Raw genomic sequence first — 16826 nt, 5'->3', positions numbered from 1 at the left:
TCGTCGCATGAATGTGAGAGTGGACGTTTCCACGGCATCCGCGGTCCAGCGGCCGCTGATCGCCTGTCACGATCTCGGACATGTCTATGACTCCGGGCGCGGCCGCACGGTCGCGCTCGACCAGGTGTCGCTGACCATCCAGCCCGGCGAATTCGTCTGCGTCCTCGGCCCGAGCGGTTGCGGCAAGACCACGCTGCTCAATATCCTCGCCGGGTTCGTGCAACCGTCGCATGGCGAGGTGCTGATCAACGACCATGCGATCGCCGGGCCGAGCCCCGAGCGCGGCGTCGTGTTCCAGGACTACTCGCTGTTTCCATGGTTGACCGCGAAGGCCAATGTGGGTTTCGGCCTGCGCATGGCCGGGCGCGCGGCCTCGGAGCGCGAGGCCGTCGCCAGCGATCTGCTCCGCCAGGTCGGGTTGCCGGAGGCCGGCGACAAATATCCGTTCGAACTGTCCGGCGGCATGAAGCAGAGGGTAGCGATCGCCCGCGCGCTGGCGACCCGGCCGGCGCTGCTGTTGATGGACGAGCCGTTTGCCGCGCTGGATGCCATGACCAGGGCTTCACTGCAGACAAGGCTGATCGACCTGCAGCAGCAGAGCGCGCAGACGATCCTGTTCGTCACGCACAATATCGCCGAAGCGCTGGTGCTCGGCACCCGGCTGATCGTGATGTCACCGAATCCCGGCCGCGTGATCGAGGATATCGCCGTCGATCTCGAACGGCCGCGACGGCGCACCTCGCCGGCATTCAACGAACTCTACGACCATGTGGCCCGCGCCATCGGTCTCGATACGGCAGAATAGACGATGGCATTCAAGCTGAAGCGAAACACCGTCGCAGGCGCGTTCGGCACCGTCGGCTTCTTCGCGATCTGGGAGGCGATCAGCCGCAGCGGCCTCGTCAACAACATCATGCTGCCCGCGCCAACCACCATCGTGCTGTCGGGCTGGGAGCTGCTGGCATCCGGCGAATTGCTACGCCATCTCGGCGCCAGCCTGTGGCGCTCGCTGCTCGGTTTCGTTGTCGGCTCGGTCCTCGCTATTGCAGTCGGCGTCGCGATGGCGCAACTGCCGCTGCTGAACGCAACCATCAATCCTCTCGTGCAGATGTTTCGCGCCATTCCTGCACTGGCCTTCGTGCCGCTTGCGATCTTCTGGTTTGGCATCGGCGAACTGTCCAAGGTTTTCCTGATCGCCTGGGGTGTGTTCTTCCCTGTCTGGGTCAATACCTATCTCGGGGTACGCGACACCAATCCACTGCTCGGTCGCGCCGCGGCGAGCCTCGGGGCGCGCGGCTGGCGCAAATTCGCCTTTGTCGTCATTCCCGGTGCCCTGCCCTTCATCATCGCCGGCCTGCGCGTCAGTCTGTCGGTCGCGCTGGTGCTGCTGGTCGCCTCCGAACTCGCCGGCGCAGCATTCGGCGTCGGCTATCTCATCCAGATGTCGCAGCAGGTGTTTCGCGTCGACTACATGTTCGTCGGCCTGATCGTACTCGGCATCATGGGTGTGGTTGCCGACTTTCTGTTCGAAGGCGCCGTACACCGCCTGCTGCCCTGGTATGGCGCTGAGAAGTCGCTGCGCGGAGTGGCCGGGAACAGGAAAGAGCGCAAACTGGCGGAACCAGCCGCCTGATTTGGGCACACCGCGCGAAAAGCAATTTATTGCAAGCCGTGTCCGCGACCGGCGGTTACAGATCGATGCGAAGCTGGAGATTGCACATGCAACCGACCGAAGTCGCATTGATCGAAGACCACACCGTTCTCGCCGTCACCTGGGACGACGGCGAAACCAGTCGGCTGGATGCGGTGACCCTGCGCCAGGCCAGCCGGGCGGCGAGCGAGATCCGCCGTCAGGCCGAGGGGGTGGCGTTAACGCTGCCGCCGGCGCTTCGCGTGCAGGGCGTCGAGCCGATCGGCAACTATGCGCTGCGGCTATTCTTCTCCGACGGGCACGATCGCGGCATCTATCCGTGGGTGTATCTGCGCGAACTCGCCGGCCAAGCAGCGTAAGGAACAGGCGATGGATGAGATCAAGCAAGGCCTGTCGGAAATCGAATGCGACGTGCTGGTGATCGGCGGCGGCACCGCCGGTCCAATGGCGGCCTACAAGGCCAAGCGCCGCAATCCCAAAGCGCGCGTGGTATTGCTCGAAAAGGCCAATGTGAAGCGGTCGGGCGCCATCGCGATGGGAATGGACGGGCTCAACAATGCCGTCGTGCCGGGCTTTGCAACGCCGGAGCAGTACACCAAGGAAATTACCATCGCCAATGACGGCATCTGCGATCAGGCGCCCGTCTACAAATATGCTTCGCGTTGCTTCGACGTCATCCAGGAATTGGACAGTTTCGGCATCAAGTTTCAGAAGACCGAGAATGGCGATTTCGACGTCAAGAAGGTTCACCATCTCGGCTCCTACGTGCTGCCCATGCCGAACGGCGAGACGGTCAAGAAGGCGCTGTATCGCCAACTGCGCCGCGAGAAGGTGCTGATCTCCAACCGCTACATGGCGACGCGGCTGTTGACGGCGAAGGACGGCCGCATCGCCGGCGTCATCGCCGTCAATACGCGCAGCGCGGAATTCCTGGTGCTGCGCGCCAAGACCGTAATCCTGTGCACCGGCGCCGCCGGCCGTCTCGGCCTGCCGCAGTCCGGCTATCTCTGGGGCACCTACGAGAATGCGACCAATTCGGGCGACGGCTATGCGATGGCCTATCATGCCGGCGCAGGGCTCGCGAATATCGAATGCTACCAGATCAATCCGCTGATCAAGGACTATAACGGCCCGGCCTGCGCCTATGTGGCCGGTCCGTTCGGCGCCTATACGGCGAACAGCGAGGGCAACCGCTTCATCGAATGCGACTACTGGTCCGGCCAGATGATGCAGGAGTTCTACAACGAGCTGCAGTCGGGCAAAGGGCCGGTGTTCCTCAAGCTCAACCACCTGCACAGCGACACCGTCGGCCAGATCGAGGCGGTGCTGCACAAGGTCGAACGGCCCTCGCGCGGCCGGTTCCATGAGAACCGCGGCACCAACTATCGCGAGAAGATGATCGAGATGGATATCTCAGAGATCGGCCTGTGTTCGGGCCATAGCGCCTCGGGCGTGTTCGTCGACGAATTTGCGCGCACCACCGTGACGGGCCTGTATTCGGCGGGCGACATGGCAAGCGTGCCGCACAACTACATGCTCGGCGCCTTCACCAATGGCGCGGTGGCCGGCGAACATGCGGTGGATTTCGCCGCCGAGGTCGACCTCCCCGATTATGACCGTCACGATGTGGTGCGCGAGCAGGAGCGCGTTCTGGCGCCGACGCGGCGTGACGACGGCATTCCGCCGAACCAGCTCGAATACAAGGCGCGACGCCTCGTGAACGATTACCTGCAGCCGCCGAAGGTCACTGCCAAGATGCAGATCGGCCAGGCGCGCCTGGCGGAAGTGCGCGACGATCTCGACAATGCGATGGTGGTGCGCGATTCGCACGAGCTGATGCGCGCGCTGGAAGTGTCGTCGATCCTCGACTGCGCCGACATGGCGGCTTACGCCTCCTTGTTCCGCACCGAAAGTCGCTGGGGCCTCTATCACAACCGCGTCGATTATCCCGAGAAGAACGACGAGGACTGGTTCTGCCACAGCATCCTCAGCAAGCGCGACGGGCGCATGACTGCCGAGAAGCGTGCCGTCGAGCCCTATCTCGTCCCGATCGATGAGAGCGAACGCGACGCCTATGATCGCCAGCGCATACGCCAGCACGCCTGAGACGGAGCATCCATGCCCATTGCCTATGCACCCACCACCGTGCCCGTCGTCGTGGACGACGCCAAATGCATCGCCGACAAGGGCTGCACGGTCTGCGTCGATGTCTGTCCGCTGGACGTGCTGCGGATCAGCGACCTCACCGGCAAGGCCTATATGAAGTATGACGAGTGCTGGTACTGCATGCCATGCGAGACCGATTGCCCGACCGGCGCGGTGACCGTCAACATTCCCTATCTGTTGCGCTGACATGTCTGCATTCGAATCCTTCAGTGACGTCGCCGAGATCGCAGAAAATCTGCAGAGTCCTGATGCCTCGGTACGCCGCCTCACGGTGATCGAGATCGCCGAGACGGCGAGTGACGAGGCCGTGCCGCATCTGGTCGCGGCCATCAGCGACACGGCACCCAAGGTCAGGCTGCAGGCGGCGCGTGCGCTCGGCGAGTTTGATGGGCTTTCGGTCGCGCAGGCGCTGGTGCGCGGCGTGACGGATGCCGACCGTGACGTCGCATCGGCCGCCGCAGAGAGCCTCGCCGAACTGCGCGATACCGCGGCCGATGCAGCCCTGCTGCCGCTGGTGTCGCACCAGTCGGCCTTTGTTCGCGAAGCCATATTTAGAGCACTGAAGGAGCTGCGGAGTGCGATCGCCCTTGGCCCGGCTATCTCGGCGTTGCAGGACGCCGATGCTGCCGTGCGCGTGCAGGCAGTCGGCGTGATCGGCTATCTCAAGAGCAACGAGACCCTGCCATCGCTGATCAGTGCGGCGCGCGACACCGATGCGCAGGTGCGGCTCGCTGCGGTCAACGCGCTGTCCTTTGCCCGCAATGCGGTTGCTGCGCAGGCGGCTTCGGGCGCGCTCGCCGACGACGCCTGGCAGGTGCGCGCCGCTGCGGCCGAAACGCTCGGCCGGATCGGCGAGATTTCGGCTGCCGCGGCCGTGAAAGGCGCGCTCGGTGACACGTTCTGGCAGGTACGCCAGAAGGCGCTGCAATGTCTCGGCAAGCTGAAGGCGCGGGATGCCGTCCCGGCCATTCTCAGCATTCTGGATGATCCCCTGCCCTCGTTGCGCAAGGAAGCTGCCGCGGCCCTGGGCGACATCGGCGATATCAGCGCGCAGGCGCCGCTCGCTGCGCATGCCGCCGATCCCGATCCGGACGTGCGCAAGACCGTCGCCTGGGCGCTCGGCCGACTGCTTGAGCGCTAATCCTTCAGCAGGATCTGTTCGAGCTGGTCGAGGCGGTGGATGCGGATAACGCCGCCATCGATGGAGACGATGCGCTTGGCGTGGAACCGCTTCAGCATCATCGTGACCCACTGCCGGGTCGAGCCCACCATCGCCGCGATCTGATCGTGCGTCACCTTGCGGTTGATGACGACCGCGTCGCCATCAGCCACGCCATAGAGTTCCGAGAGGTTCACGATGTATTGCGCGAGGCGCTCGATCACCGACCGCGTGCCCAGCATCTGCGCCATGGACGAATAGCATTTGCCCTTGGCGACCAGCCCGTCGATCAGCGCCAACGCGAAAGTGGGCATGCGCAGCAACAACGCCTGCAGTGTGGCGCTGGAGAGATGCGTGATATCGCAATCCTCAATGGCGACGCCGGACCACATATGGGTGCCGCCGCCCGAAATCGCCGGACCACCGATGAAGTGGCCAGGCGTCCAATAAGCCAGGGTGATCTCGCGTCCGGTCGGCGCGGTGTAGAACACACGCACCTGGCCGCGTTCGATGATAAAAATTCCCTGATGATGCGCGCCCTGGCTGAAGATCGCCTCGCCTTGCCGCACCGTGAACTGGCGTCCGCTCCCGCGGATCTGCGCGCGCTCCTCCACCGTGAGGCGGTCGAGAAAATGGGCGCCATCGTTCAGGTCGTCGATCGTCTCGCTCATGAACAGCGCCGACAGATCGCTTTGCCGCACAGCCGGCGCGGTTGTGATCGAGCGACCGGATGCAACGCCCGCGGATGACGGTGACGTCCGGCATGCGTGCCCGCCACGCAAGGTCACGGCGGTTGCGGGAAGATACGCCTCACGAGAGTCCGAAAGCGCTTTCAGGCTGGTCATCGCATTTTCACTTGTGCTGAAGGTCTTGAAGCAAGGCTAATGGTGCGGCGCAGAGGAAGTCCACTCTTTTGAGCATCTCCAGATCGACTTGAAACGCCTGATGCGCAGATCGACGAAGCACGAGAGAATTCGTCTGTAATGCATCGAACTCCTGCAAGATATTTTTCGATGACCCTCGCGGGCGCAACGCCGCGTCATGTTCGCTCGCCTGCGACGCCTGCATGCATCGCAACTAATTGCTTCAGCGGCATCGTGCACCGGTTCAACATCCAGCCGGAGCGTATCCGATCACTCGGATAACTAGGGGACATGCCATGAAACGTTTTGGATTGGGGATTGTCGCGGCCTTTGCGATGACGTGGGCAGGAACCGCGAGCGCCGAGACTATTCGCGTCGCACTCGGCACGCAGGATACGACGATCAATTGCGCCACCGGTGGGCTGATCGTGCGCGAGCTCAAGCTGCTCGAGAAGTATCTGCCCCGCGACGGTAAGTACAAGGACGTCACCTACGACATCCAGTGGAAGAACTTCACCAGCGGCGCGCCGCTCACCAACGAGATGGTGGCCGGCAAGCTCGATTTCGGCGCGATGGCGGATTTCCCGGGTTCCCTTAATGGCGTTGCATTCGAGAAGGCCGGCCGCCGCAGCCTCTTCATCACCACACTGTCCGGCAGCACCAAAGGGAGCGGCAATGGCATCGTCGTTCCGACGAGTTCGCCCGCGCAATCGATCGCCGACCTGAAGGGCAAGACCATCTCGGTGCCGTTTGCCTCGACGTCGCACGGCATGTTGCTACGGGCGATCAAGGCGCAGGGCTGGAATCCCGAGACCGACGTCAACATCATCACCCAGGCGCCGGAAGTCGCAGGCCCCGCGCTGCAAACCAACAAGATCGAGGCTCATGCCGATTTCGTGCCGTTCACCGAACTGTTCCCGTGGCGCGGCTTCGCCCGCAAGATCTTCGACGGCTCGCAGGCGGATGCGCCGACCTTCCATGGCGCGCTGGTCGATGGCGAATATGCCGAGAAGTATCCGGAGATCGTGCAGGCCTATCTGAGCGCCAGCCTTGAGGCGGACCGCCTGTTCGCCGCCGAGCCGGAGAAATACAGCGAACTGATCGCCAAGGTAACCGGCATCGAGGCCGAGGTGAACTATCTGTTCCATGGCCCGCTCGGGCTGCAGACGCGCGGCCTGACTTGGAAGCCCGAATATCGCCAGGCGGTGCAGACCTCCATCGATACGCTGAAGCTGCTCAAGCGCGCCGATGGCGATCTCGATATCGACAAGTTCGTCACCGACAAATATATCCGCGCGGCCTTCGTCAAGGCCGGGCGTGACTACGACACGGAGCTGAAGGATTACGCCCAGCTCGCGCTGAAGGCAAAGGACGCCCTGACCGGTGCCGAGATCACCGATGTCAGCCGGGTCGCGCAGATCTGGGTCAAGGACGAACCGTTGGTGCGGCACTATGCATCGCCCGAGAACGCCCTGAAGGCGCTGGCGGCACTGGAAAAGGACGGCAAGAGCGCACGGGTCGTCTACGCGCAGGACCGCGAAAGCGGCATCAAACTGTTTGCGCAGCAGGCCTGGTTCGTGCGCGCGGTCAATGGCGAACTCGGCGCCTTCCTGTCGCACGGCGCCGCCGAAAAATGGGCCGCGGCCAAGGGCGGCCAGGTGGTCGATTTCGCCGGCGCGCGTGAAGCCGTGGTGGTAAGCCGCTGATGGCGACGGGATCAGGTGGCACGCATGCGGGCCGCCTGCTGGTGCGGGTCGGGTCAATCCTGGCCTGCATTGCGTTCTGGCAGGCGGCGTCCACCCTGCGCCTCAATCTCGGGATCGTCACCTTTCGTAACGTGCCGCCGCCGACCGAAGTGCTGCAGTCGCTGATCGTGCTGCTGCAGTCACCCAAGCTGCTGGCGCATCTCGGCAGCAGCCTCGGACGCGTCTTTGCCGGCTACGGGATCGCGGCACTCTTGGGGATTCTGCTTGGCTTTGCCATCGGCCGGTCGCGTGCAGCGAGCGACGTGCTGCTGCCGCCGCTGGAACTGCTGCGCCCCATTCCGGCGGTCGCCTGGATCCCGTTGTCGATCCTGATGTTTCCATCCTCAGAACTGTCGATGATCTTCATCACTTTCATCGGCGCGCTGTTTCCTATTGTGCTGAACACCATTCACGGTGTTGCCAATGTGGATCGCCGCCTGGTCGCTTCGGCGCGCAGCCTCGGTGGCAGCCGCTCCGCTATTCTGTGGGAGATCGTACTCCCGGGCGCGGCGCCAAGCATCGTCACCGGCCTTGCGATCGGCATGGGAACATCGTGGTTCTGCCTGGTGACGGCGGAGATGATCTCCGGCCAGTTCGGCATCGGCTATTACACGTGGGAATCCTACACCTTGCAGAATTACGCTGACATCATCGTCGGCATGCTGGTGATCGGCCTGTTCGGCATGGGCAGCAGCTGGCTGCTGACGACGCTCGGACATGTCCTGATGCCCTGGCGAAGCCCGATGGTGGCGCGATGAAGGCACCTCGAGTTAACGGCCACGGCGTCGACCTTGGGCGAATTGCGATCGAGGACGCATCGATATCGCTTGGTCACGGCGACGATGCCTTCGAGGCGGTCGCCGGTCTCGACATCTCTGTCGCGCCCGGCGAGTTCGTCTGCATCCTGGGGCCGTCAGGCTGCGGCAAGTCCACCCTGCTCGGCGCGCTGGCGGGACACGTAGCAAATACCAGCGGTAGCCTTACCGTGGACGGACAGGCGATTACCGGCCCGAGCCCGGATCGCGGCATCGTGTTCCAGCAGCACACCCTGTTCCCTTGGAAAAAGGTACGTGAGAACGTCTGCTTCGGGCCGAAGATGCGCGGCATCGGCAAGGTTGCGCGGCAGCAGCTCGCGGACGAATTGCTCGCGCTGGTCGGGCTATCCGGCTTCGAGGAGTTCTATCCGTCGCAGTTGTCCGGCGGCATGCAGCAGCGTGTCGAGATCGCGCGCGTACTCATCAACCAGCCGCGCGTACTTTTGATGGACGAGCCGTTTAGCGCGCTCGACGCCCAAACCCGATCGATGATGCATGAGTTGCTGCTCGACATCTGGACCGAACGCCCCACCACGCTGATCTTCGTCACGCATGATATCGAGGAGGCGCTGTTTCTCGCCGACCGCGTGATCGTGATGAGCCGGCGCCCTGGGCCGATCATCGAGGATCTGCGAGTGCCATTCGCGCGTCCGCGGCCGGCTGATATTGTCACCGAGATTGAATTCGCACGTCTGAAGCGGCACCTGCTTCTGCTTCTCCGTCCGGATCAACAGTCTACCGCGCTGTCTGAACATCAGAGCGAACACGCGTTGGCGCCGAACTAGTTGGCAAGCGGCTCTTGTCGCTCAAGGCCGCCCTTGCCGAATTCGCCTATACCCTGCGGAGCGTGAGTTGGTCGCCGTACCAGAACTACGCGATCTGTGTGCCGAAGCTTCGTCTTCAAACCTGCGCGAGGAAGCCGAATAAAAATGCCCGGAACCGGCAGCGCGGAGAATTCTGGACCGCTGACTGCACTACAGACAGAGCGCGTATCGCTATTTTCTCCGCCCGCTTGAACGCGGAAGCAACCTGCCTTGAAATAGACGGATGATCGATTGGAGAAAGACCGTGCGAGATCTATCGGCCGAAGCCCGCTTGCATCTTCGTGCCCGTTCGTCGTCGAACCGCGCCGCGGTAAGGTTTCACGCCGTCGCCGTCTACAGCTCTCTCGCGTTGATCGCCGCCATCGTATTCGGCGCGGTTTCGGTGCGCCCGTTCTAGTTCCGACGTCGCGTCCCCCGGATCTTGCGTGCTTGGCTGGCAGGCAACACTCGGGATCCGACGCTACTGCAGGTGATCCAGAGGAGCAATTGGGATGAGCGACCACCCGCCGATTTTGCGGCAGTCATTCTCGGGCTGGACGGCTTTGTTGCCGGGCCTCATCCCTGCATTTCTGTTCGTGGCAGTTTACGGCATGCGGCGCGCATATGATCTCGTGGGCGCGATAGCGGCCTCATTTTGACGCGCAGCATCGTTATCATCCGTCTTTGGCAGGATGAACACCAGGTCGGTGATAGCACCGTGGCAGCGCCGGCCCTTACCTTGCTGACCACATGAGCGGCCCACAGCGTCTCCTCTGAGCTGCGCGCACCATCAACATTTCGAACGCTCATGACGTGTCAGCGTTGAGCCGGCTCGGGTGCGATGGGCAGCGAAGTCGACGACTTCAATGTCTTGACCACATAATGCGGCCGCGTCGACTTGATCCGCACCAGTGCGTTAAGCTGACGATGGAATTCCTCGAATTCGGATGCATCGCTGACGACGATGCGAAGGCAGTAGTCCACGTCTCCCGCCATGCGATAGCAAGCGACCACTTCCGGCATATCCTTGACGACCGACGAGAATTTTCTGAGCCAAGCCTCCGAATGATCGTCGCTCTGGACGTCGAGAAATATTGTCATATCCAGGCCGACCGAGGATGGATCGACGAGCGCAACCTTGCCGACGATAACTCCATCGCCCTCAAGCCGCTTGATGCGCTTCCAGCACGGCGTCGCAGACAGCCCCACGATATCTCCGATATCGGCAACCGACAGTGACGAATTCTCCTGGATCAAGGTAAGGATCCTGCGATCGATGGCGTCGAGACGGCGACCGATCGGCGGCGTCGTTACATCAACATCAGTCATATGTGCCTCCCGCAAGGATCGGAGCTAAGGGGCGGTGCGTCGGTATGAAAGAGGGACAATCTGTCTAGATGGCCGTCGTATAAGGGCGTTTCGACGACCCGCAAAATGATTCTTGGATTCTGCGACATTTATGAACTCCTCGATGGCTGCCCGGTTTGCTTCCAAAAATGGGGGATCGAACCGTTCGACCCTTCGATCTCGTGTGATGCCGTCATGCCGGCACGCGCATGCGGCCGGGCGCGGCGAGCCGTATCAGCGCGCGCGCTGCCGCGTCGAGAAGAAAGCCGAGCAATCCGATCATGAGCACCATGGCCATCAACTCGGAGTAAGCGAGCCGATCGCGGGTATCGAGGATGAAATAACCCACTCCCGCCGACACCCCGAGCATCTCGCAGGGTACGAGCACGATCCACACGACGCCGATGGCGAGCCGCAATCCGGCCAGGATATGCCCCAGCACGCCCGGAATGATGACATGACGCAGCGTCTCCCAACGCGTCGCCGACAGGCTGCTGGCAAGGCGTAGCCAACTCGGTTCGAGCCGTCGTACGCCTTCCGCGGTGTTCAGCAGGATCGGCCAGACGGCTGCAAATGCGAGCAGAAAATAGATCGGGCGATCGCCGATCCCGAACACCATGACGGCGATCGGCATCCAGGACAGCGGCGATATCATGCGAAGAAACTGAAACGCCGGCGACGTCGCTGCATCGAGACGTTGCGAACGGCCAACGGCAAGGCCGATCGGCACACCGATCAATAGCGCGAGTCCGAGGCCGACCAAAACACGGCGCAAGCTCACGAGCAAATGGATCGACAGGTCGGATTGCGTTAGCAGCGTCAGCAGACTGGCGAAGGCAGTGCCCGGCGTAAAATGGCGCACGAAACTCCCTTTCGGGCTCAGCAGGTCCGTCCCGATCCACCACAGGACAATCAGGACAATCAACCCGCTGGTGCCCAGCAAGAGCGTTGACAGGTGCGCGCTCCAACGTGAGCGCGTGACCGAGACCGACGGACGCCGACGCCCCCCGTCTGAACGACCAACTTCGTGTCGGACCGGCGCGATGTCGGCCTCCAGGCTGCTCGTCACGCGACGACGACTTCCGTTCGCGTAAACGATTCCGGTAGCCCGAATGCGGCCATGCCGCCTGCTGCGGTCACCGCAGCCTTGACGAAGCGGTCATCGACCAGCTCCCGTGCCGCTGTTGCTGGATCGAGCCTGTCGAGGAACGCGCGGTCGCCTTCGATCAGCGTGTCCTTCAACCGGCGCACCAACTCCTCAGTATAGCTCGGATACGGATAGGGCTGGAAATCGATACGCCGCTCGCGCCACGCCGCGTTCCGGATCGCGCCGGATTTGAGATAGGTAGCATTGTCGGCCTCGGGCGGCGACAAGACCTTCTCGAGCACTGCGGTCGTATGCGGCGTGTACTTTTGGGCCCCCTCCTTTGACAACAGCACGGCCGTCTCGGCGCGGTTCTCGCGGGTCCAGAGTTGCGCCTTGACCATGGCGTTGACGACCTTCTGCGACCATTCCGGTCGCTGCTGCAGGTCGCGCTCATGCATGAAGACGACGCAGCAGGCGTGATCCTTCCAGACGTCACCGGTGAACCGCAGGATCTTGCCGACCCCCAGCGTCTCGGCCGTGGCATTGAAGGGCTCGGCGACGATGAAGCCCGCAATCTGATTGGACGCGAGCGCGGGTACCATGTCCGCCGGCGCCATGACGACGAGATTGACCTCGTTGGCTTGTGGCACTCCGGTGCGCTTGCTTACCGGAATCAGACCGTTCTCCCGCAGCAGCGTTTGTAGAACCACATTATGGATCGAATACCAGAATGGAATGGCGACGGCCTTGCCACCGAGTTCCTTGACGCTATTGATCTGCGGCCCGACACTGAGGCCGGATCCGCCGGTATGATTCCAGGCCACGACCTTGGCCGGCGCCTGGCTGCCGAAACGTGCCCACACCGTCATCGGCGACAGCAGGTGAACAACGTTGACCTGACCGGAGATAAATGCCTCCAGCACCTGGGCCCAGCTGCGCAGCATCACCGGCTTCTCGGCCTTGAGGCCTTCGGCTTCGAAATAGCCTTTACCGTGGGCCACCAGCAGCGGCGTAGCATCGGTGATCGGGAGATAGCCGATGCGTACCGGCGCATCCGCCTCCTGCGCCGTCGCCTCATAAGCACGCAGCAACGGAAGCGCGCCCGCGGCAGTAAAGAGTGCCGACAGTTTGATGAGTTCGCGGCGCGAGAACTGATCCATGGACATGCGGTTTACCTCATTTCAGTTGCGGCGCGATGCGCCTTTCAAGGCCTTAAGAATGTCGATCCGGATGGCGCCGAGTTCTGCGACATATTCGTCGCGCGGCTTCGGTAGCTCGATCACCCAGTCGCCGACCTGGCGCGCGGGCGCGCCGCCGAGCAGGATGATCCGGTCGGACAGCAGCAGCGCTTCGTCGATGTCGTGTGTGATGAGGACGGCCGCCGTCTGGTGATCGCGAACGACTTTAAGCAGCAGATGCTGCATCTCCTCCCGCGTGACCTCGTCGAGCGCGCCGAATGGTTCATCGAGCAGGAGGATTTCCGGCGTGCGCGCAAGGCAGCGGGCGAGCGCTGTGCGTTGCGCCATGCCGCCGGACAGTTGATCCGGGTAAAGGCGGCGGGCATGGCCGAGACCGACCTCGTCAATGGCGGCATCCACGCGCGCGCGACGCTCGGGCGCCGACAGCTGCGGCTGATGCTTGAAATCGAGACCGAAAGCGACGTTGCGCTCCAGCGACAGCCACGGCAGCAGGCTCGGATCCTGAAACGCCATCGCGACGCGTGGATGCGCGCCGTTTAACGGTCTCCCGCGCACCTCTACCGTCCCGCCGGTCGGCTGCATCAGACCTGCGAGCACGCGGAGCAGACTGGATTTCCCCACCCCGCTCGGCCCCAGAATACTGACGGTCTCACCAGCATGAAGCGACAGGCTGAAGTCATGCAGCACGTGTTCGCCCGCCGGCGAATAGCGGAGTGCGATATCGGCGGCTTGCAACAAGGCCTGCGTCATGCGGTTTCGACGATCGCTTGACGCCGCTCGTGTTCGCGTAGCACCGTCTTGAGCTGCACCAAGCTCGGCGTGATGATCGGCACAAAGGCTGCCTCGCGCTGGCGACGCTGGAACGACCGGCCGGGCTCCGACAGATAGGCCTCGCCGCCGGACGCGGCGAGCTCGAGCTGCACGGCCCCTGAGACGATGGCAGCGAGTTGCAGCCGAATCCGGAAAAGCGGAGCTGGCGCCGCGATGAAGCGTGCATCGAGCAATCCTGCCGCCAGTTGCCCTTCCGCAACGTCGAGATCGCGCGACAATGCGTCGACCTCGGCTGCAAGCACGTCGCGATTCTTGTTGAGCCTAAGCTCAGTCTCCGCCAGCGAACGCCTCGCAATACCGATCGACATGGCGCATTGCAGACCGAGAAATGCCGGGCGTACCTGCGGCAGCCACACCCCGGCATCGGGATGGATGATATCGTCGTCGTTGACCCGAACGCCGTCGAGATCGACAGCGGCCGTGCTGCTGGCGCGCATTCCCATCAATGCCAGATCCGGCGAGCGCTTCACTCCCGCGCTGTCCGACGACAGACTGGCGACGAACGACGTCGATCCGCCTTCGCCCTGCACTGCTGCCGCGACGTCGAAGCCCGCCGCACGCAGATTGGTCACCCATGGCAGCTTGCCGGTAACGGTGCGCACGCCGTCCTGTGCCGCGGCCTTGATCTGAAGCGCCTCGACGCCCGACAAGAACTTCATCGCGTTCGAGAGCCCGGTTGCGCCAGCGCGGCGCCCCGACAGCAGGTCCGGCAGCAGTCTGTCCCGCAGCCTTTCATTGGGACTCTGCAGCAGATATTCGATGAATGTCCGATGCCCCCAGAACACGAAACCCGCTGCCAGAGAATGGCTGGATATAGCGGCGATCGCTCCGACGGCATCGTTGATGTGTCCGCCCAGGCCGCCTTGCGCGCGCGGCACGCCGATGCGCAGCACATCCGCGTCCGCGAGGCGCGGCAGAATACTCGCGGCACCATCCGCGCGCTCATCGAAATCGTCGGCGTTGGACTCGATCCAGCTTTTCAGTTCGGTTGGAAGTTGCGCCATCGGCACTGGTCCCAGCGGACTATTCGGCCGCGGCCGCCGACGCGTTCGTCCAGGCGTAGGGACGCAACTCGTCGTTAAGCGGTGGTTGTCCGAGATTATTGGCGAAATTGCACAGTGTCGCGAGGCTCACGCCCAGCACGACCTCCAGAGCATTGGCATCGGTGAAGCCGGCGGCGCGAAACGCCGCCGTTTCTGCATCGGACACGGCGCCCCGGTTCGTGATGACGGCGCGGGTGAAATCGGCGACGGCATTCAGCCGATCATCGGGAACCTTTCGGCTGTCGCGCAGCGCTTCGACCACCGCCTCCGAGAGCCCGGCTTTCTTGTAGGCGATAGCCGTATGCCCAGTGACGCAGAATCCGCATCCGTGCGTTACCGCCGCCGTCATCTGCACAACCTCGCGCTCGGCCAGGCTCAAACCGCTCCGCGCATTGATGGCAGATACCGTTTGATAGGTTTCCAGCGCTGTCGGCGCATTGGCGAGCAACCGCACAAGGTTGGGAAGAAAGCCGTTGTTAATCTGCGCGGTTTGCAAGCCAGCCTTCGCAGCATCCGGGGCGTTCTCGCTGGTGAGCAACGGAAGTCGGGACATAGATGCAGCTCCGCTTACATGATGCCGGGCAATGATGCCTCATCCATCATCATCAACTGGCGCCAGTTGTAGCGACTTCGCCTGCGATGCAAAGGCGCTGGCGAAAAAGAGGAAGTCTTGATCGCGTCAGCCAAGTTTCGAAAAGAGACATGCCGTAATCCGGCGATTGACGCAGCATTCCGACTGCTCATCGAAGCGCATCGCATCGCGCTCCGTCGCGCCGGTACAGGTATCAATCCTGCACGCACAGACGCAGCTGCGTCGTCCCGATTAGCAGTTCGAATCAACGGGGCGATCCAATCGTCGTATCGCGCTGAAGGACGCGACTACACGTATACCGACGTCTGCTATCGCAATCGAATATCCAATATCACGGACACATTCGCCATTGGGATAGCCGTCTAGCCGTCTTCTTGGATAAAAGCGCGACGGCGGGACATTCTCCAATTGAACCTTGGATCAGCACGTTTAGTCTTCCAACAGCAGGCAGGACAGATCGTTTCTGCTGAATGAATTGGAGACCGACAATGAACGCAGCAATGCAGATGATGCCGATGCCCATGATGATGGGCGGCATGATGAATCCGATGATGTCGGGTAACATGATGAACCCGATGATGGCGGGCGGCATGATGAACCCGATGATGATGGGTGGCATGCCGATGATGGGCTGCCAGATGAAGTGCACCATGACCGCCAACGGCATGACCTGCGAAATGATACCGATGGATCCCGCCATGAAGGACATGTTCATGAAGTGCTGTGAGAACATGATGAGCATGATGCAGATGGGCATGCCGATGATGATGAACTGCGGCGGCATGATGATGATGTGCATGCCGATGAAGGCCGCGGCCTGATCGCGACTTTTCACTGACAGACATGGCGGGCTGGCTTTGCCAGCTCGCCATTTTCGTTTCTGCGGCCCGGTTGCTACGACGCGATGTCCGCATAGGTCATGACGAGATAGAGCACGGCCTCGCTCGCGACGAGATTTCGGTAGACATGCGGCACGTCCGCCTCGAACAGGACGGCGTCGCCCTCGGCCAAGGTCTGCGGCTTCTCCGATCCCACGGTAAGTTCAACCACGCCCTTAACGACCACCAGATTCTCACGAGTCCCAGGCGCATGCGCCTCCGCCGACTCGCGATGCAGAGCTGCGATCTTGAGCTCGTAGAATTCGACGCCGTGATTTCCCTCAAAAGGAAACAAAGCGCGCGAACTGAACTGCCCCTGGCTCGATGTGAGCAGCTTCGCCTCCGAGCGCCGCAACACCACCGATCCACGCGGCGCCTCGGAATGCAGCAGGTTTGCGAACGGAACGTTCAACGCATTCGCGACTTTCCATAAAAGCCCGATCGTCGGCACGCTCTTGCCGGTCTCGATTTGGCCGAGCATCGCGCGGCTTACGCCTGACTGCTTAGAAAGCCGCTCCAGCGAATCTCCACGACGGGTTCGCAGGCGCCGCACATTGCGACCGACAATCGCCGGAAGATCCGTTGGCATATCGGGCACAGCTAGATGGTGAAGCTGGTCGTCAGCAACAGGGCTCAATCTGCCGTCG

General features: G+C 62.4%; 19 protein-coding genes. 11 read left to right on the top strand and 8 right to left on the bottom strand.

Annotated features, from left to right (window positions below):
- The first annotated feature begins 7 nt into the window (after window positions 1–7).
- The 6 genes from AB8B20_RS28175 to AB8B20_RS28150 all read left to right on the top strand — a co-directional run bounded on the left by AB8B20_RS28175 (window position 8) and on the right by AB8B20_RS28150 (window position 4958).
- On the top strand, window positions 8–805 hold the full coding sequence (locus AB8B20_RS28175) for an ABC transporter ATP-binding protein (protein ID WP_439073813.1): 798 nt from the start codon (window positions 8–10) through the stop codon (window positions 803–805).
- 3 nt (window positions 806–808) lie between these two features.
- Window positions 809–1633 (top strand): ABC transporter permease, encoded by an 825-nt coding sequence (locus tag AB8B20_RS28170; RefSeq protein WP_439073814.1) that lies wholly within the window; start codon window positions 809–811, stop codon window positions 1631–1633.
- 86 nt (window positions 1634–1719) lie between these two features.
- Complete coding sequence (locus AB8B20_RS28165) at window positions 1720–2010, top strand: gamma-butyrobetaine hydroxylase-like domain-containing protein (protein WP_439073815.1); 291 nt, start codon at window positions 1720–1722, stop codon at window positions 2008–2010.
- A 10-nt stretch (window positions 2011–2020) separates the two neighbouring features.
- Window positions 2021–3757 (top strand): fumarate reductase/succinate dehydrogenase flavoprotein subunit, encoded by a 1737-nt coding sequence (locus AB8B20_RS28160; protein WP_439073816.1) that lies wholly within the window; start codon window positions 2021–2023, stop codon window positions 3755–3757.
- A 12-nt stretch (window positions 3758–3769) separates the two neighbouring features.
- On the top strand, window positions 3770–4003 hold the full coding sequence (locus tag AB8B20_RS28155) for a 4Fe-4S dicluster domain-containing protein (protein WP_184517127.1): 234 nt from the start codon (window positions 3770–3772) through the stop codon (window positions 4001–4003).
- A 1-nt stretch (window position 4004) separates the two neighbouring features.
- On the top strand, window positions 4005–4958 hold the full coding sequence (locus AB8B20_RS28150) for a HEAT repeat domain-containing protein (protein ID WP_439073817.1): 954 nt from the start codon (window positions 4005–4007) through the stop codon (window positions 4956–4958).
- Here AB8B20_RS28150 and AB8B20_RS28145 read toward each other — a convergent pair.
- Complete coding sequence (locus tag AB8B20_RS28145; protein WP_439090639.1) at window positions 4955–5647, bottom strand: Crp/Fnr family transcriptional regulator; 693 nt, start codon at window positions 5645–5647, stop codon at window positions 4955–4957. The two genes, AB8B20_RS28150 and AB8B20_RS28145, sit on opposite strands and share 4 nt — an antisense overlap.
- A gap of 488 nt (window positions 5648–6135) precedes the next feature.
- On the opposite strand from AB8B20_RS28145, the gene AB8B20_RS28140 reads away from it, so the two are divergent.
- The 4 genes from AB8B20_RS28140 (at window position 6136) to AB8B20_RS28125 (ending at window position 9620) form a co-directional block, all read left to right on the top strand.
- Window positions 6136–7545: an ABC transporter substrate-binding protein gene (locus AB8B20_RS28140; RefSeq protein ID WP_439073819.1), complete on the top strand. Its 1410-nt coding sequence runs from the start codon at window positions 6136–6138 to the stop codon at window positions 7543–7545.
- The gene (locus tag AB8B20_RS28135) at window positions 7545–8342 is read left to right on the top strand and encodes an ABC transporter permease (RefSeq protein WP_439073820.1); all 798 of its coding nucleotides are present in this window, start codon (window positions 7545–7547) and stop codon (window positions 8340–8342) included. Before AB8B20_RS28140 ends, AB8B20_RS28135 begins: the two co-directional genes overlap by 1 nt.
- The gene (locus AB8B20_RS28130; RefSeq protein ID WP_439073821.1) at window positions 8339–9184 is read left to right on the top strand and encodes an ABC transporter ATP-binding protein; all 846 of its coding nucleotides are present in this window, start codon (window positions 8339–8341) and stop codon (window positions 9182–9184) included. The genes AB8B20_RS28135 and AB8B20_RS28130 overlap by 4 nt, the downstream gene beginning before the upstream one ends.
- A gap of 283 nt (window positions 9185–9467) precedes the next feature.
- Complete coding sequence (locus tag AB8B20_RS28125) at window positions 9468–9620, top strand: hypothetical protein (RefSeq protein ID WP_439073822.1); 153 nt, start codon at window positions 9468–9470, stop codon at window positions 9618–9620.
- 398 nt (window positions 9621–10018) lie between these two features.
- Here AB8B20_RS28125 and AB8B20_RS28120 read toward each other — a convergent pair whose 3' ends face one another.
- From AB8B20_RS28120 to AB8B20_RS28095, 6 genes are all read right to left on the bottom strand, one after another.
- A complete protein-coding gene (locus AB8B20_RS28120) occupies window positions 10019–10531 on the bottom strand; it encodes an Lrp/AsnC family transcriptional regulator (protein WP_175365695.1) in 513 nt (170 codons plus the stop codon).
- A gap of 211 nt (window positions 10532–10742) precedes the next feature.
- Window positions 10743–11411: an ABC transporter permease gene (locus tag AB8B20_RS28115; RefSeq protein ID WP_439073823.1), complete on the bottom strand. Its 669-nt coding sequence runs from the start codon at window positions 11409–11411 to the stop codon at window positions 10743–10745.
- A gap of 203 nt (window positions 11412–11614) precedes the next feature.
- Window positions 11615–12802: an ABC transporter substrate-binding protein gene (locus AB8B20_RS28110; protein ID WP_439073824.1), complete on the bottom strand. Its 1188-nt coding sequence runs from the start codon at window positions 12800–12802 to the stop codon at window positions 11615–11617.
- A 15-nt stretch (window positions 12803–12817) separates the two neighbouring features.
- A complete protein-coding gene (locus AB8B20_RS28105; protein ID WP_439073825.1) occupies window positions 12818–13522 on the bottom strand; it encodes an ABC transporter ATP-binding protein in 705 nt (234 codons plus the stop codon).
- Between the two features lie 59 nt (window positions 13523–13581).
- On the bottom strand, window positions 13582–14670 hold the full coding sequence (locus AB8B20_RS28100) for an acyl-CoA dehydrogenase family protein (RefSeq protein ID WP_439073826.1): 1089 nt from the start codon (window positions 14668–14670) through the stop codon (window positions 13582–13584).
- Between the two features lie 19 nt (window positions 14671–14689).
- A complete protein-coding gene (locus tag AB8B20_RS28095; RefSeq protein WP_439073827.1) occupies window positions 14690–15247 on the bottom strand; it encodes a carboxymuconolactone decarboxylase family protein in 558 nt (185 codons plus the stop codon).
- 542 nt (window positions 15248–15789) lie between these two features.
- Here AB8B20_RS28095 and AB8B20_RS28090 point away from each other — a divergent pair.
- On the top strand, window positions 15790–16122 hold the full coding sequence (locus tag AB8B20_RS28090; protein WP_439073828.1) for a hypothetical protein: 333 nt from the start codon (window positions 15790–15792) through the stop codon (window positions 16120–16122).
- 73 nt (window positions 16123–16195) lie between these two features.
- Here AB8B20_RS28090 and AB8B20_RS28085 read toward each other — a convergent pair whose 3' ends face one another.
- Window positions 16196–16768 carry a helix-turn-helix domain-containing protein gene (locus AB8B20_RS28085; protein WP_439074061.1) on the bottom strand — a complete coding sequence of 191 codons (573 nt, stop codon included), beginning with the start codon at window positions 16766–16768 and terminating at the stop codon, window positions 16196–16198.
- Window positions 16769–16826: the final 58 nt, after the last annotated feature.

Origin of the sequence: Tardiphaga sp. 866_E4_N1_4 (assembly GCF_052076075.1) — a bacterium.
Classification (GTDB): Bacteria; Pseudomonadota; Alphaproteobacteria; order Rhizobiales; family Xanthobacteraceae; genus Tardiphaga; species Tardiphaga robiniae.
Note: the sequence above shows the minus strand (reverse complement) of the source record. Positions and strands in the feature narration are given on the sequence as shown.